Raw genomic sequence first — 14,285 nt, 5'->3', positions numbered from 1 at the left:
ATTCCACATATACCGCACTTTAATAACTTATTGAAAATCATTTTCAATATATTTATTTATATTAATAATCCAAAAATAGAATATAAAAGGAACATTTATAAATATAATAGATTAAAATATTTATATGCCTTTAAGAAAAAAAATATCTGATAGAATTGTGTTAAAAATGTGTTAAATAAATATTTACTTAATATTTACCAACATGAAGATAGGAAATTGGGAGAAAAATGAAAAAAGTTTTACTTGTTGTGCTGATTTTTGGCACGATTTTTTTACAAGCTGACACTCCAAATAAAAACGGAAAAGTCGGGACATATGAGAAACTGGGGCATTTTGTGCCACTAGATCTTCGTTTTACGGATGAACATGGGGTGACTAAGAGTCTGAAAGAGTTTGTTGATGGAAAACCGACGGTTATTTCGGTTAACTATTTCCACTGCCCTGGTATTTGCGGCCCTCAAATTGATAGTTTGACCAAATCATTGGGAAACTTGAAGTTAAAAGAAGGCAAAGAATATAATGCGCTTACGATTAGTTTTGTCACCACCGATACGCCAAAAGATGCGATGGTTTTCAAAAAAAATCACACGCAAGTCATCAAAAAAAGCTTTGATGCAGATGCGTGGCACTTTTTGGTCACAGACAATAACCAAACCATGCACACCTTTTTAGAATCATTGGGGTATGAATATAAAAAAATTGTCAATAAGCAAGGTTTTATAGATTACATTCACCCTACAGATTTGGCCATCATCTCTCCAAAAGGAAAGATTACACGTTATCTTGAGGGGATTCAATACTTACCTTTTGATTTACAAATGGCATTGACAGAAGCAGGAGCAGGCACAGTGCGACCTACGATTACACGCGCTTTGGCTTTTTGCTATTCGTTTGATCCACAAAGTAGCAAATATGTAGTGCAATATAAAAAAATATTTGGTTTGGTCGTCTCAATATTTTTAATCATCATATTTTTATATTTTTTCATTACGGGAAAGAAACACAGAAAAGGAGATAAGGTAGATGAGTAGTACTCACACAAGTTTTTATCAAGAAACCCATACGGTTTTTGGACATCATGACAATAAGTTTTTACAGTGGATTTTTAGTATCGACCACAAAAGAATTGCGATTATGTACGGTATCGTTATGTTTTCGTTTTTTGGCATTGCGGTTTTGATAGCACTGTCCATGCGTTTAGAGTTATTTTATCCAGGGCAACAAATCATGGGTCCACAAACCTACAACGAGGCCTTTACGCTCCATGGTATTATCATGATATTTATCTTCATTGTACCAGGGATTCCTGCGACATTAGGGAACTTCTTGCTTCCCCTGCAAATTGGGGCGCGAGATGTTTCATTTCCAAGACTCAATTTGCTCTCTTTTTGGGTCTTTGTTTTGGGTATTATAGCCGTACTCACATCGCTTTTTTGGAATGGCAATGCTCCCGATACGGGATGGACCTTTTATGCTCCATACAGTACCAAAACAGGCTCTAATATCGTCATGGCCCTAACAGGAGCCTATCTTCTAGGGTTAGCCTCTATTTTAACGGGGATTAACTTTATCGCAACCACACACAGATTGCGAGCACCAGGCATGGGATTTTTCAAAATGCCACTATTTGTTTGGGGTTTGTATGCGACTTCTTGGATTCAAGTTTTAGCGACTCCTATTGTCGGGATTACTCTTGTTTTAGTTATTTTAGAACGTGTTTTTGGCGTGGGCGTTTTTGACCCTACAAAGGGTGGAGATCCGGTTTTATTAGAAAATCTCTTTTGGATGTATTCTCATCCTGCTGTTTATTTGATGATTTTACCAGCCTTTGGTATCGCCTCAGAAATTATCCCGACCTTTTGTAGAAAGCCGATTTTTGGCTATCGTGCCATTGCAATCTCAAGTTCTATGATTGCATTTATCGGATATTTGGTTTGGGGACATCATATGTTTACATCCGGTGAATCCAATACTGTCGCACTTGTCTTTTCTGTTTTGACATTTTTGGTCGCTGTGCCTACGAGTATTAAATTTTTTGACTGGATTGCTACGATGTACAAAGCCTCTATCGTCTTTGATACTCCGATGTTATGGACTTTAGGTACTTTTATCACCTTCATTATCGGGGGTATGACTGGATTGATTTTAGGTGCGGTTGGTGTGGATGTTTATTTTCATGATACCTATTTTGTTGTTGCGCATTTTCACTACGCAATCCTTGGTGGTGTTGTATTCTTGATGTTTGCAGGGATGCACTATTGGTTTCCAAAGGTCACGGGTAAAATGTACAATGAATTGCATGGAAAAATCGCTTTTTACATCATCTTTGTCGGTTTCAACACGCTTTGGTTTCCGATGTTTGTAGCCGGAGCACTAGGCATGCCACGACGTTATTTTGATTATCTGCCACAATTTACAATTTATCATCAAATCGCGACCGTCGGGTCTTGGATTTTTGCATTTGGACTCATTTATATGTTTGTGAATCTCTATAAAGGAATTAGAAAAGGTAAACCTGCGGGTCCAAATCCTTGGAATGCTACCACATTAGAGTGGCAAATACCTTCTCCGCCACAAGCTGAGAATTTTGGTACGATTCCTTATGTTGACTTTATGCCTTATGAATACATCAAAGGAGAACCCGTACATCATATGGATTTGTCTGTAGATGAGAGTAAAAAAGGAGCCCATCATGAGTGATGTTAAAACCTATGAACCAGAAATTATTTTTGATAAACAAGGCAATCCCCATGAGGTTGTCGATTGGGATCATGATTATGAAGGTGCCAAACTGGGTTTTTGGATATTTCTACTCACTGAGATGATGATTTTCGGATCACTGTTCTTGGTTTATACCTTCTATTCCTATCAGCATGGCGCTCAGTTTTCAGCCGCTTCGATTCATATGAATCGTCTTTTAGGGGGTATTAATACTTTTATATTATTAATCAGCACCTTAACGATGGGACTCTCATTGGCCAATCTTAGGAATGGCCATGTTGCAGTATGCAAAAAATATATTTGGGCCACCATCATCTTGGCAACTCTCTTTTTGGCCATCAAATATACAGAGTGGACACTAGAGATAGGTGAGGGATTCTATCCCGGTTCTCCTTCTGCTGATTTAGCAGCATTAGGGCATGGTGGAAAGCTATTTTTTGGACTGTACTTTACCATGACAGGATTACATGGTGTGCATATTATCGTGGGCATTGGTGTGATGTTGTGGCTTTTGAGTCTGATTAATCGTGGCAAAATCACTCCAGAGAACTTTGTCGTTCTTGAGAATACTGCCTTATATTGGGATTTTGTTCATATCGTATGGATATTTGTATTTCCTATATTTTATTTGATTTATTAAGGAGAGGGTTATGACATCAAATTCAAATGAAAATTATCATATGATTGACACGGCAATCTATTACAAAGTTTTTGGACTGTTGTTGATTTTAACAACGGCCACCATCTTGCAGCCTATCGTTTTTCATACCGATTTACAAAACACTTATGCGATTCAAATGTTGATTTCATTTACAAAGGTCGCTTTGGTTGTCTCTTATTATATGCACATAAAAGGCTCAAAACCTTTTTATAAGCGATTGGTTTTTGGTACGACCGCGTTATTGTTTAGTATGTATATTATCATGGCTATTGATACGTATGCGAGACATACTAATAGTGATATATTTAATTAGCAGGCAAAAGGAGATACATTTTGAATAAATATTTAATAAATGGAATAGAAGGCGTATCAAGTTTTGCTTCTCAGGTAGATATGGCAATGCTTGTAGTATTTGGGATTACTACCGTCGTGTTTCTCATCGTTATTGGTGTGATGTTTTACTTCGCATACAAATATAGCAGTAAACGACATGCACGGAAGGATATTGTCAATATTGAGCACAACAGTAAGCTTGAAATTGCTTGGACCATTCTCCCGATGTTTTTGCTTGCTATTATGTTTTATTACGGTATGACAAGTTTAAAAATCATTAGAGAAGTCCCAAAAGATAATATGGAAGTAAAAGTCACCGGGCAAATGTGGTTTTGGACACATGAATATCCAAATGGAAAAGTCACTACAGATCTTTATGTGCCAATCGGTAAAAATGTCAAACTCGATATTACAGCGAAGACCAATGATGTATTACACAGTTATTATATTCCGGCTTTTCGATTCAAACAAGATGCCGTACCGGGATATGTGTATCACTCATGGTTCAACCCTACAAAATTGGGTGTTTATGATATTGAATGTGCTGAATATTGTGGTGTGGGACATTCTCGTATGTTGGCAAAAGTTCATGTGCTCAGCCAAAAAGACTTTGATGCTTGGTACAACAGTGATAAGAAAACACCTTTTAGCAAAGAGAGTAAAACTAAAGAAAATCCAGGTCTTGCCTTGCTCAAATCAAATGGCTGCCTTGGCTGTCACTCATTAGATGGCTCTCCTTTAGTAGGCCCAAGCTACAAGGGATTATTTGGACGCAAAACAAAAGTCCTCGTCAATGGAAAAGTAGAAGAAGTGGTCGCAAATGCACAGTATCTCAAAGAGTCAATTTTAAAACCTAATGCCAAAGTGGTAGAGGGCTTTACACCGGGTATGATGAGCTCATACAAAGGCGTGCTCAGCGATAAACAGATTGACCAAATTATTGACTATCTAAAAAATGGGGATAAACCAAAAAAAGTGGATATCAAAGAAAAAGCTACAAGCCTTCTTCAATCAAACGGTTGTTTAGGGTGTCACTCTTTGGATGGTTCAAAGTTAATCGGTCCAAGTTACAAGGGGATGTATGGACATAAAACCAAAGTCCTCGTTAAGGGTAAAGAGGAGGATGTCGTCGCTAATGATGCCTACCTCAAGGAATCAATTTTAGATCCTGATGCAAAAATTGTAAAAGGATACAGTGGTGGCATGATGGCACCTTATCGAGGCATCTTGAGCGATGATGATATCAATACCTTGATACAATATTTTAAAACGCTTAAAGATTAGTGATAAAAGCCAAAAGGAGTGTGATGATGAAAACAGCAATTTTAGTCAATAAACAAAGGGCGGGTATCAAAGATTATATCGCCCTAACCAAAGCATATTTATCTTTTGCTGTAATGATACCAGGAGCCTTGGCATATCTCTTGTTTGCGAAAGAAATCACATTGGACTTTTGGCTCTCTATTACAGCGATATTTTTATTGGCACTCGGTGTGAGTGCCCTCAATCAATTTCAAGAAAGAGGGCTTGATGCGTTGATGCCACGAACCAAAAACCGGCCACTCGTACAGGGAAGTATTAGTGAAAAAGGAGCACTTGGTATTATTGTTGGATTGATTGGTGGCGCTTCTATTATCGAATATTATGTACTCGGTTTTAGTGGCGTTTTGATCTTTGCCTCGGTTGTTGTTTTATACAATATGATCTATACACCCATGAAGCGTACGAGTGCTTATGCCGTATTTCCGGGGGCAATTTTAGGTGTTATTCCCACCATACTTTGTACTATGGCAGCAAATTTTAGTTTACTCCACCCTGCCTTCTTGGTGATTGCTTGGTTTTATTTTATCTGGCAAATTCCTCATTTTTGGCTTTTAGTACTCATCTATCAAGATGATTACAATAAGGCAAAATTTCCCAATATGGCTAATGTTGTCGGTGCACAATCGCTCTCGCACATCACTTATGTGTGGATTCTATTGACTATTATCAGCGCTTTGATGGTGGTTTCATTTTTTATCCCCAAAAGTATCATTATCTTTACGATAGTGATAGGACACTCTCTCTTTTTGGCATACAAGAGTTTTCCACTTCTTCAAAACGATACTTATCTGAATAAAAAACGTTGCAAGAAAATCTTTATGCAGCTCAATCTTTATACTTTAGCTGTGGTTGTATTTTTAGTCGTCGATCGTTGGTTAATCCGCTAGAGTCACACTCTAGCGGTTTTTGATTAATGCGGTTTTAAAAGCTTTCAAGAAGACATTTTCATCCTCCGTGTGAGGTATTGTCTTCTCTAAGATACCTTGGGTATTGATAATATATACTGATGAGGTATGTGCGACAGTATATTGGGTTTTTGAGCCCTTATCGTAAATCTTAGAATAATATGCTCCAAACGTTCGACTCACTGCTTTAAGATTAGCTTTTGTTGACGTTAAGCCCATCGCTGTAGGATAGAAATAGTTCGCGTACGCTTTTAGATTTTTTAGCGTATCCCGGTCAGGATCGACACTCACAAAAAGTAATTGAAATCTTTTGGCCTCTTCTTTTGGAAGCTTATGAAGCGCATCACTCACCATGCTAAGTGTAGTGGGACAAATATCAGGACAATACATATAGCCAAAATATAAAATGACAATCTTGCCTTTAAAGTCCTTTAAACTAACCTTGCCACTTGCAGAATCCATCGTGAAAGCATAGCGCTGGATTAGCTTTTGATTTTGATAATAAGGCAATCCAACAAAAACCAACCCCGCGATGATAACAATCGCTGAAAATATAATAATTAACTTTTTTCTCATACGGAATTAATTACTTTTCATACCGTTCATTTTCATACCGTTCATCTTCATATTTTTCATTTTCATGCCACCCATCACACTCTTTACGGGCACATTTTTTAGCGTGAGAGTTTCACCATCTGAAAAATGTAGGTTTATCATTTTAACACTATCATGAGGCTTTATTGGTTTTTTAAGACCAATGATCATGATATGATATCCACCCGGTTTTAACATCACACTACCATGAGCGGGGATTGTGATTTTTGGCACTTGAGCCATCACCATCATACCGTTTTTCATAGTGTGTTCATGAAGCTCTAAGGTATCAGCAAGTGTGGAATCCGCACGAGTTAAATCCACCGCCGTGGCACCATTGTTGATGATTGTCATGAAAGAAGCTGAATTGGGTAAATTAGGCGGAACTGCCCTAACATAAGCATCTTTGACTTCGATATTGCCAGCTAAAAGCACCGTAGACATTGCGATAGAAAACAACATAACTATTTTGAACATAAAACCCCTTTTATAAGTGATAATTATAAGGTATCCAAAATATTATTTAATTTTGATAAAGTCACATTTATATCACTATTATTAATACTAAAATCTATTTTTTGTGGTTTTTTGTAAACATTATCATAATAATCTAACAATAAAATTTCCGCTACTTTTGCAAGATTTTTTTCTTGATAATAAGCAATCGCTTGTTGTTTAGCAATTTTTTTGATGTAGGGGGTGATGGTATCCATCGCGTGATAAAAAAATGCATCATCTATCTGTTCATAATCACGTAAAATTCGTGCAACACGTTGTTCAATAGGCGCCGTAATTTCGATACGCTTTCCTTCTCCCATTTTCCTATAAAGCAAATCAGGTAAAATCACCGTACCAATGCGTTTGCTTTCTCCTTCAATAAACACAGGCTTATTCCAATCAATGCGATTGAGCACCCAAAATAATCTATTTTGAAACTCTTTTTGAGAAGGTTGCTCGCCTTTTATATATCCAAAAGTTGAACCAAGATGGTTGGCTAAACCCTCCAAATCGATGGCATTATCTAAATGTTGTAGCAATTGAGTTTTCCCGCATCCTGTATTACCGCCTAAGACGATAAAATTCCCCTGATCAAAAGTATCCAAATAGGACACGACAGCACTTCGGTAACCCTTGTACCCCAATTCCAATCGATCAACACGATATCCAATATTTGAAAATATAGTAGCCAAAGAGGCCGATCGAAGTCCACCTCTTGCACAATATATAGCAATCTTAGATCCAATTTTACACTGTTTATTCAGGGTATAAATATGTCGGGCTGCATTGCAACAAATATAGCTTGCCCCTTTTAATTTTGCATCATTCTTGGATTGTTGCTTATGAATGTATCCTACTTCATGATGTTCTTCATCACTGAGTGCATAGAGGTTAATCGCATTAGGAATTTTTGAATGATGATATTCAGCAGGGCTTCTCGCATCAATAATCAAATCATACGTCTCTTCTTCACGCAAAAAAGTCTCTGTGCTAATTGTTTGTAACATAAGCGTCTATATTCTTTTTCAGTTCTGTATAAATTTTTTGAAAATCATTGGAAAAAACTCGTGTATCGGCAATCGTCGTAATAAAATTCGTATCACCAAGCCAACGGGGCATGATATGATAATGAACGTGCTCAGCAATCCCCGCTCCTGCTGCTTTGCCAAGATTCATCCCAATATTGATCCCATCAGCCCTAAATGCTTTTCGCAACATCGCACTGCATTGTCGCACTACTTTACTCATATGAAGCCAGACCGCTTCATCTAAGTTTTCTATTGCATCAGTATGTTTTAACGGTACAACAAGGAGATGCCCAGGAGTATAAGGATACTTGTTCATGACGACAAAACACTGTGAATCTCGATACAACACACTGTTGTCTTCATCATGTGCTTCATCTTGAGCAATATCGCAAAACACACAATCGCTTTTCTTCCCCGTCACATATTCTGTTCGCCAAGGGGCATATAAATAGTCCATCTTACGCCTCTTTAAAATGAGCAAGCGCACTAGTGATATCTTCTTGTCTCATAAAAAATTCTCCTATCAAGAAGGCATCAACACCAATGTGATGCAACTCCTCAAGTGTGGATTTTTCAGACAAACCACTCTCGGCTACTAAAACTTTACCGTTAGGAATCATCGGAATCAATGTTTCACTCAGTTTCATGTCCATCTCAAATGTCTCCAAATTTCGATGATTGATACCAATAATCTCAGCTCCAGCAAAAATCGCTTTTGTTAAATCATCTTTATCATGAATCTCAACCAAGGCATTTAACCCTAAATGCCACGCATATTCCAACAATCTTTTTAATGTTTTTTTCTCGAGCGCTTTGGCAATCAATAAAATAAAATCGGCGCCATACACCGCTGCTTCGAGAATCTGATACTCATCTATAATAAAGTCTTTACGCAAAAGAGGCAAGGAGGTGTATCGTCTGAGCATCGTCAAATATTCGATATTTCCTTGAAAAAAATGTGGCTCTGTCAAGACAGAAATCGCATTGGCACCACCGGCTTCGTAATCTTTTGCAATCTGCAAGGGATCGAAATCTTCACGAATCACTCCTTTGCTCGGACTTGCTTTTTTGACCTCTGCAATGATGCGGTAGGGCTCCTCTTTGGTCGTGGTTAAGGCCTCCATAACATCTCTAGGAGGAAAGGGATTGTACGCCAAACTACGCCCTAGCCAATCCATCGAAAATTCTTCTTTTCGAATCTCTAAATCTTCTTTTGTTTTTTTGATTATGTCATCTAATATCATTGTTTCTCTTTACTGTTTTTTTGATTTAAGCACTGTTGTATCATTTTGTAATGTAACAAAACTTCAGGTTCATTGGTCTCATTGATGATTTTTTTCATCACCTCTAATGCTTTGCGACATTCATCCAGTTTATAGTATCCCCAAGCTAAAGAATCCAAATAAAAGGGTGAATTTTTATCTGATTCAAGAGCGAGTTTGACCAGTTTGATTCCTTTTTTGATATTTAAATCATGATCAATCAACAAATACCCATAATAATTAAGATAAACCGGGTCATGAAATTTCTCAATGACCGTTTCAAATTTATTGGAGATTGAATTCAAAATTTTTGGATTGAGATGGTTCTTATTTTTTTCATATTCAAAAATAGCCATTTTGGCTAAAAAATCTATATTATTGGTTTTTTTATACAGCGATTGAGCAATACGATACGCGTTTTTGTAATCTTTGTTAGAGGTATAAAGATCGAGTAGCATTTGAGGATTATAATCACTCTCTTCCAAAAATTTGATGGCTGCTTGTTTGTCTTTTTTATAAATCAATAATTCTATGGCTTTTTTCCCATATTCATCTTTTTTGAATTTAGTATATAACTCTTCATAAGTAGAAATCAATCCATCAATATTTTTTTCTTGTCCATAGATACGAACCAATGCAAAATAGACATGCTCACTGGCATCTTTCATGCGAATATAGGTCTCTAGATACGAAATCGCCTCTTTTTTTCTATCGAGAAATTTGTAAAGGAGATTGACCATATTTAAAAGCAGATTTTCAGATTCGTTTGTCTTAAAGGCACTCTCATAATATTTTAATGAAAGATTGTATGACTTTTCTAGAAAATAGATATCACCTAAAAGAGAAAGATTTTCAGCATTCCTCTCTCGTTTGAGAATCTCTAAAGCTAGTTTTTCTGCTTTGGAGTATGCTTTTGTCTTCATATAATATCCAGATTTCAATCGTTTAAACAAAATATTATTGGGATATTTTTCTATGGCCCGGTTTAAAATATCCAATGTTCTGGCTTGATTATTGGATAAAAAAGAGAGGCGTGCTTCTTCTTCTAAATAATTAACTTTATGGCTCTTTTCATAAAGTATTTTATAGGTTTCAAGAGCATTATCATACTGTTTTTCTCTTTGATATTCGAGTGCCTTGAGAATCAAAACATCTTCATTTTGAAACGTTTTTTTACCAATCATTGATGTGGGTTCTTTGGTAGAACAGCCATAAAAGAGAAACAATAAAATAAAGACTAAAGGCGCGTTATACCTGGACATTCATCCTCCAATTCTTTGATATTTTTTTTGAAATATTCCCAAAACGGAAAGCTAGCACATTGCTTTGGTCGCACGGGATAAATGGTGCATGCTCGTTTTTCAAGATTGAAAAATACACACCGATAACCACCATTATACTCAATCTCTTTTAACGAAAATCTATATTGAACCTTTTTTAGATAATTTTGAGAAAATTCTTCAATTTTTATCCCTAAAAAGTCGGCAATCTCTTTAGCTTTTTGTCGATCAACCCAAATGTATCCACTCTCGCCAATACAGCAATTTCCCGCACACGTCTCGCATGCTTTGGGATCAAAACTATAATCAAACCCTTCTTTAGATATCTTCACTGTCTGTATCAGCCTTTATATAAAAATTTTTGATCTCATCTCGCAAACTGTCTCCCTCATAAAGAATGATAGGCGGTAACGTTTTGCAGAGACTTTTTGAGTCTCGTCTGGCATGAACCATGACCAATCCGGCTTCTTTATTGGCGCGAACATGGACAAATTGGAGGTGATTAATTTTGAATTTTGCTGCGACCAATTTACTCATCAAAAGATCAATTTGTTTAGCATCATAGCAAAATAAAAAAGATCCTCGATGCTTTAATAGCCGATACGCCTTAATAGCAAAACGTTCAAAATCCAAAGCATCACTGTGACGACTCAAATAAAGCGATGGATCTTCACTCTTTAGGGCACCTCTATTATAAAAAGGAGGATTGCTAATGATGCAGTCAAATTTCTCACTGAAATCATGCGTAAGAAAATCATCATGAAGCGTCAAAGTTTTTAGTTTGTTGGCCTCGGCATTGCGCTGGGTTAAGGCGATATTGCGTTCTTGTATGTCGATTTGCGTCAAGGCAATTTTATTAAAATCGCGCTTTAACAATAAGCCCAAGACACCACAACCGCACCCCACATCCAAGACGGAGCCTTTGAGATCAAATTGCGTAATAAAATTATATAGAAAAATAGTATCACTATTGTAACGATACCCCTGTTTGTACTGATATAATTTTAGCATGCGGGCTTATTTCCCATCTCGTTGTCGCTCCAAGCTTTTTATTTTGTTTTGCAACATGATAATTTTTTCATTTTCCTCTTGCATCAAATCAATATTTTCTCGCTCTAACTCCGTCAATCGTTTTCTTAAGGCACTGATATTCTCATAATGTTGCTGTTCGGCTTCATTCATCTGTTCTAAACTTTGTGATAATAAAAGTTTTTTTTGTTCCATGAGTTCTGTTTTCGTTTTCAATAAAGATTTTTGGATCTTATCTTTTTCTTCAGCAAGAAGAAGATTGTCTTTTTGTACGATAATCAACTTCTTTTTTAATTCATGGATATAGTGGCGTGTTTGGTTGGTATCATCCGCATCAGAAGACACTACATCAAAATCACTAGGTGCCCCAATATAAAGGTATCTTTTTTGAGTACGCTTGGGTAAATCTTCAAAACGAATGGCTGTTTTTTCGATAAAGTTCTGTTTCAATTCTAAGATTTTCGCTTCATGTTTGCGTTGGGTTTTATAACAATATACCCCACCCAACGCAAGCACAATAAAAAGAATAAAATTTAAAAGAATCGAAAGAGAACTGTATCGCATCACTTTTTATGTTTTAATATATACGACACAATATGATGGGTGTGATTGAGCGCAATCGCAATACTACCACCACTTCTTACCGCAATGTCTCCACCGACAAATAAGCCTTTGCTTGAAGTTTCATAATTTTCATCAAATATCGGCTCACCCTTCTCATCTAATTCAATACCGCATTTTTTCAAAAATTCAACAGGTGTTGTTCCACCAATTGCATAGATGACACGATCATATATCGTGTAGTAACCATCCGTAAAATTCACTTTTACTAAGCCATCTTCATTCTCTAAAGAGGTAATATCACAACCCAATCGTAATCTCATTTTTTCAAGACCATTTAATCGGTACAATGTCTCTAAATTGATATCATTGAGTCTGTTAAATTTTGTTCTTCGGTAATTTAAAGTGACCGTATATTTGGCGGTTAAGTCAATCGCATACTCAGCAGCAGAATTACCACCACCTACTACGAGTATCTTCTCACCGGGCACACATTTATCTAAATTAAAATTGACTCTTTGTGTGATAGAAGGCGGGATTTTATAATTGGTAGGTTTGTTTGGTTTTCCCATTCTTCCGATGGCGATAATGACATTTTTACCGATATAACCAGCATTTGCAGTCGTCACCAAAAAGGTATCACCTGATTTTTCGACACTCTCTACTTCGCTGTTAAATATGGCATCAATTTCATCATTATCCAAAAGCGAATCAAAGTAATCAAGGGTACTTTCTTTGGTGCCATCTTCAAACTTGACACTTCCTTCTAACTCGACAACTTGACCTTTGTAATCTTTATCGACTCTTTTATGTTCTTTGTAAAATTTTCTAATGGTCTGAGAATGGTTGTCGCCTTTTTCAATCATCAAAATATTCTTGATACCCAGGACATTGGATTCAACTGCAGCACCGATGCCACCGGGCCCCCCACCAATAATGATGAGATCATATACTTGAGGCATAAAAAAACTCCTTTATATTATAAAAAAGTGATTTTACCTTAGTTATATTAATAAAGTGGTAAAAAATTACTTAAAATAAATTAAATAAGGCAAAATTTATCCTAAATCATATCATGTATTTCTTGAGATTACCACTTTATGCTTGATAATCTTATTTTTTACCGAGTATATGGGTGATGGCATGAAATGCGTGATTGAGTGCAATGGCAATACTACCACCACTATCTACGGCCAAATCTCCGACGATATACATCCCTTTGTTATTGGTTTCAAAGTTTTCATCAATAATCGGCTGCTTGCCCTCATCCAGCGCCACACCGCATTTTTTCAAAAATTCCACAGGAGTGGTACCACCAATTGCATAAATAATTCTGTCGTAAACCACACTATATCCATCATCATAATTTACTTTAACCGCACCAGATTCATTCTCCAAGCTCAAAATATTGCGCCCCATTCTCAATCGTAGTCGCTCTTCTCCATTGGCATCAGCAATCTCTTTTGCATTAATACTATTGAGGCGTGTAAACTCTTTTTTTCGATAATTGAGCGTGACGGTATTTTCTTTGGCAAGATAGACAGCATATTCCGAAGCAGAATCACCGCCTCCCACAACCAAAATCTTCTCACCATGAGTACATCGCTCTAGATTAAAATTTACCTTTTGTCTGATAGAAGGAGGGATTTTGTAGCTTGGTTTATTCGGTTTTCCCATCTTTCCTATGGCTATAATGACATTTTGCGCTTTGTATGTGGCTTTGGCCGTAGTGACTAAAAAATATCCCTCTTGTTTTTCAACTTTTTCGACTTCGCTATTGAAAACAACATCAATCTCTTCATTATCAATTAATTGGTCAAAATAGTCTAGTGTACTCTCTTTGGTTCCATCAAGAAATTGGACATTTCCTTTGATTTCTACCTCTTGGCCTTGATAATCCTTATCGACTCTTTTGTTATCTTTATAAAACTTTCTGATGGTTTGAGAGTGATTGTCTCCTTTTTCTATGACGAGTATTTTTTCTAGTCCTAGAACCTTTGATTCAATTGCGGCACCGACGCCTCCTGGCCCGCTACCGATAATTAAGACATCATACATTTGCTGCATTTTCTCTCCTTATTTTTGCTTAA

General features: G+C 36.7%; 17 protein-coding genes. 6 read left to right on the top strand and 11 right to left on the bottom strand.

The features are described from left to right. Nucleotides 1-227: 227 nt before the first annotated feature. From SFB89_RS05895 to SFB89_RS05870, 6 genes are read left to right on the top strand one after another with little or no spacing between them, the layout of a single operon-like run. Entirely contained in the window at nucleotides 228-1,031 is an 804-nt protein-coding gene (locus SFB89_RS05895; protein ID WP_331773761.1) for an SCO family protein, read from the top strand. After that, entirely contained in the window at nucleotides 1,024-2,700 is a 1,677-nt protein-coding gene (locus tag SFB89_RS05890; RefSeq protein ID WP_331773760.1) for a cytochrome c oxidase subunit I, read from the top strand. Before SFB89_RS05895 ends, SFB89_RS05890 begins: the two co-directional genes overlap by 8 nt. Beyond that, nucleotides 2,693-3,361, top strand: coding sequence for a cytochrome c oxidase subunit 3 (locus tag SFB89_RS05885; protein ID WP_331773759.1), 669 nt, complete (start codon nucleotides 2,693-2,695; stop codon nucleotides 3,359-3,361). The genes SFB89_RS05890 and SFB89_RS05885 overlap by 8 nt, the downstream gene beginning before the upstream one ends. A gap of 10 nt (nucleotides 3,362-3,371) precedes the next feature. Further along, entirely contained in the window at nucleotides 3,372-3,695 is a 324-nt protein-coding gene (locus SFB89_RS05880; protein ID WP_331776021.1) for a cytochrome C oxidase subunit IV family protein, read from the top strand. Nucleotides 3,696-3,715: 20 nt separating this feature from the next. After that, a complete protein-coding gene (gene coxB / locus SFB89_RS05875) occupies nucleotides 3,716-4,999 on the top strand; it encodes a cytochrome c oxidase subunit II (protein WP_331776020.1) in 1,284 nt (427 codons plus the stop codon). Between the two features lie 23 nt (nucleotides 5,000-5,022). After that, a complete protein-coding gene (locus SFB89_RS05870; RefSeq protein ID WP_331776019.1) occupies nucleotides 5,023-5,925 on the top strand; it encodes a protoheme IX farnesyltransferase in 903 nt (300 codons plus the stop codon). A 9-nt stretch (nucleotides 5,926-5,934) separates the two neighbouring features. Here the strand turns inward: SFB89_RS05870 and SFB89_RS05865 are convergent, their stop codons facing one another. The 11 genes from SFB89_RS05865 to SFB89_RS05815 all read right to left on the bottom strand — a co-directional run bounded on the left by SFB89_RS05865 (nucleotide 5,935) and on the right by SFB89_RS05815 (nucleotide 14,262). Then, the gene (locus tag SFB89_RS05865; protein ID WP_331776018.1) at nucleotides 5,935-6,519 is read right to left on the bottom strand and encodes an SCO family protein; all 585 of its coding nucleotides are present in this window, start codon (nucleotides 6,517-6,519) and stop codon (nucleotides 5,935-5,937) included. 6 nt (nucleotides 6,520-6,525) lie between these two features. Beyond that, nucleotides 6,526-7,014, bottom strand: a complete 489-nt coding sequence (locus SFB89_RS05860) for a copper chaperone PCu(A)C (RefSeq protein ID WP_331776017.1) — start codon at nucleotides 7,012-7,014, stop codon at nucleotides 6,526-6,528. Nucleotides 7,015-7,037: 23 nt separating this feature from the next. Beyond that, on the bottom strand, nucleotides 7,038-8,042 hold the full coding sequence (gene mnmH / locus SFB89_RS05855) for a tRNA 2-selenouridine(34) synthase MnmH (protein WP_331776016.1): 1,005 nt from the start codon (nucleotides 8,040-8,042) through the stop codon (nucleotides 7,038-7,040). After that, nucleotides 8,026-8,520 carry an HIT family protein gene (locus tag SFB89_RS05850; protein WP_331776015.1) on the bottom strand — a complete coding sequence of 165 codons (495 nt, stop codon included), beginning with the start codon at nucleotides 8,518-8,520 and terminating at the stop codon, nucleotides 8,026-8,028. The genes mnmH and SFB89_RS05850 overlap by 17 nt, the downstream gene beginning before the upstream one ends. Nucleotide 8,521: 1 nt before the next feature. Further along, entirely contained in the window at nucleotides 8,522-9,307 is a 786-nt protein-coding gene (gene trpC, locus SFB89_RS05845) for an indole-3-glycerol phosphate synthase TrpC (RefSeq protein WP_331776014.1), read from the bottom strand. Further along, nucleotides 9,304-10,587, bottom strand: coding sequence for a tetratricopeptide repeat protein (locus SFB89_RS05840; protein ID WP_331776013.1), 1,284 nt, complete (start codon nucleotides 10,585-10,587; stop codon nucleotides 9,304-9,306). Before SFB89_RS05840 ends, trpC begins: the two co-directional genes overlap by 4 nt. Next, on the bottom strand, nucleotides 10,563-10,937 hold the full coding sequence (locus SFB89_RS05835) for a YkgJ family cysteine cluster protein (RefSeq protein ID WP_331776012.1): 375 nt from the start codon (nucleotides 10,935-10,937) through the stop codon (nucleotides 10,563-10,565). Before SFB89_RS05835 ends, SFB89_RS05840 begins: the two co-directional genes overlap by 25 nt. Further along, nucleotides 10,924-11,616 (bottom strand): tRNA1(Val) (adenine(37)-N6)-methyltransferase, encoded by a 693-nt coding sequence (locus SFB89_RS05830; RefSeq protein WP_331776011.1) that lies wholly within the window; start codon nucleotides 11,614-11,616, stop codon nucleotides 10,924-10,926. Before SFB89_RS05830 ends, SFB89_RS05835 begins: the two co-directional genes overlap by 14 nt. A gap of 6 nt (nucleotides 11,617-11,622) precedes the next feature. Beyond that, nucleotides 11,623-12,201, bottom strand: coding sequence for a hypothetical protein (locus SFB89_RS05825; protein ID WP_331776010.1), 579 nt, complete (start codon nucleotides 12,199-12,201; stop codon nucleotides 11,623-11,625). After that, complete coding sequence (locus tag SFB89_RS05820; protein ID WP_331776009.1) at nucleotides 12,198-13,157, bottom strand: NAD(P)-binding domain-containing protein; 960 nt, start codon at nucleotides 13,155-13,157, stop codon at nucleotides 12,198-12,200. The genes SFB89_RS05825 and SFB89_RS05820 overlap by 4 nt, the downstream gene beginning before the upstream one ends. A 151-nt stretch (nucleotides 13,158-13,308) precedes the next feature. After that, nucleotides 13,309-14,262 (bottom strand): NAD(P)-binding domain-containing protein, encoded by a 954-nt coding sequence (locus tag SFB89_RS05815; protein WP_331776008.1) that lies wholly within the window; start codon nucleotides 14,260-14,262, stop codon nucleotides 13,309-13,311. Nucleotides 14,263-14,285: the final 23 nt, after the last annotated feature.

The organism is Sulfurospirillum sp. 1612 (genome assembly GCF_036556685.1).
Classification (GTDB): Bacteria; Campylobacterota; Campylobacteria; order Campylobacterales; family Sulfurospirillaceae; genus JAADIZ01.
This window is presented reverse-complemented; position numbering and strand designations above follow the sequence as displayed.

Coding starts and splice junctions, on each gene's coding strand:
- trpC (WP_331776014.1), bottom strand. CDS start 9,307: ATGATATTAGATGACATAATCAAAAAAACAAAAGAAGATTTAGAGATT.
- SFB89_RS05865 (WP_331776018.1), bottom strand. CDS start 6,519: ATGAGAAAAAAGTTAATTATTATATTTTCAGCGATTGTTATCATCGCG.
- SFB89_RS05820 (WP_331776009.1), bottom strand. CDS start 13,157: ATGCCTCAAGTATATGATCTCATCATTATTGGTGGGGGGCCCGGTGGC.
- SFB89_RS05815 (WP_331776008.1), bottom strand. CDS start 14,262: ATGCAGCAAATGTATGATGTCTTAATTATCGGTAGCGGGCCAGGAGGC.
- SFB89_RS05830 (WP_331776011.1), bottom strand. CDS start 11,616: ATGCTAAAATTATATCAGTACAAACAGGGGTATCGTTACAATAGTGAT.
- SFB89_RS05840 (WP_331776013.1), bottom strand. CDS start 10,587: ATGTCCAGGTATAACGCGCCTTTAGTCTTTATTTTATTGTTTCTCTTT.
- SFB89_RS05890 (WP_331773760.1), top strand. CDS start 1,024: ATGAGTAGTACTCACACAAGTTTTTATCAAGAAACCCATACGGTTTTT.
- mnmH (WP_331776016.1), bottom strand. CDS start 8,042: ATGTTACAAACAATTAGCACAGAGACTTTTTTGCGTGAAGAAGAGACG.
- SFB89_RS05880 (WP_331776021.1), top strand. CDS start 3,372: ATGACATCAAATTCAAATGAAAATTATCATATGATTGACACGGCAATC.
- SFB89_RS05870 (WP_331776019.1), top strand. CDS start 5,023: ATGATGAAAACAGCAATTTTAGTCAATAAACAAAGGGCGGGTATCAAA.
- SFB89_RS05850 (WP_331776015.1), bottom strand. CDS start 8,520: ATGGACTATTTATATGCCCCTTGGCGAACAGAATATGTGACGGGGAAG.
- SFB89_RS05895 (WP_331773761.1), top strand. CDS start 228: ATGAAAAAAGTTTTACTTGTTGTGCTGATTTTTGGCACGATTTTTTTA.
- SFB89_RS05885 (WP_331773759.1), top strand. CDS start 2,693: ATGAGTGATGTTAAAACCTATGAACCAGAAATTATTTTTGATAAACAA.
- SFB89_RS05860 (WP_331776017.1), bottom strand. CDS start 7,014: ATGTTCAAAATAGTTATGTTGTTTTCTATCGCAATGTCTACGGTGCTT.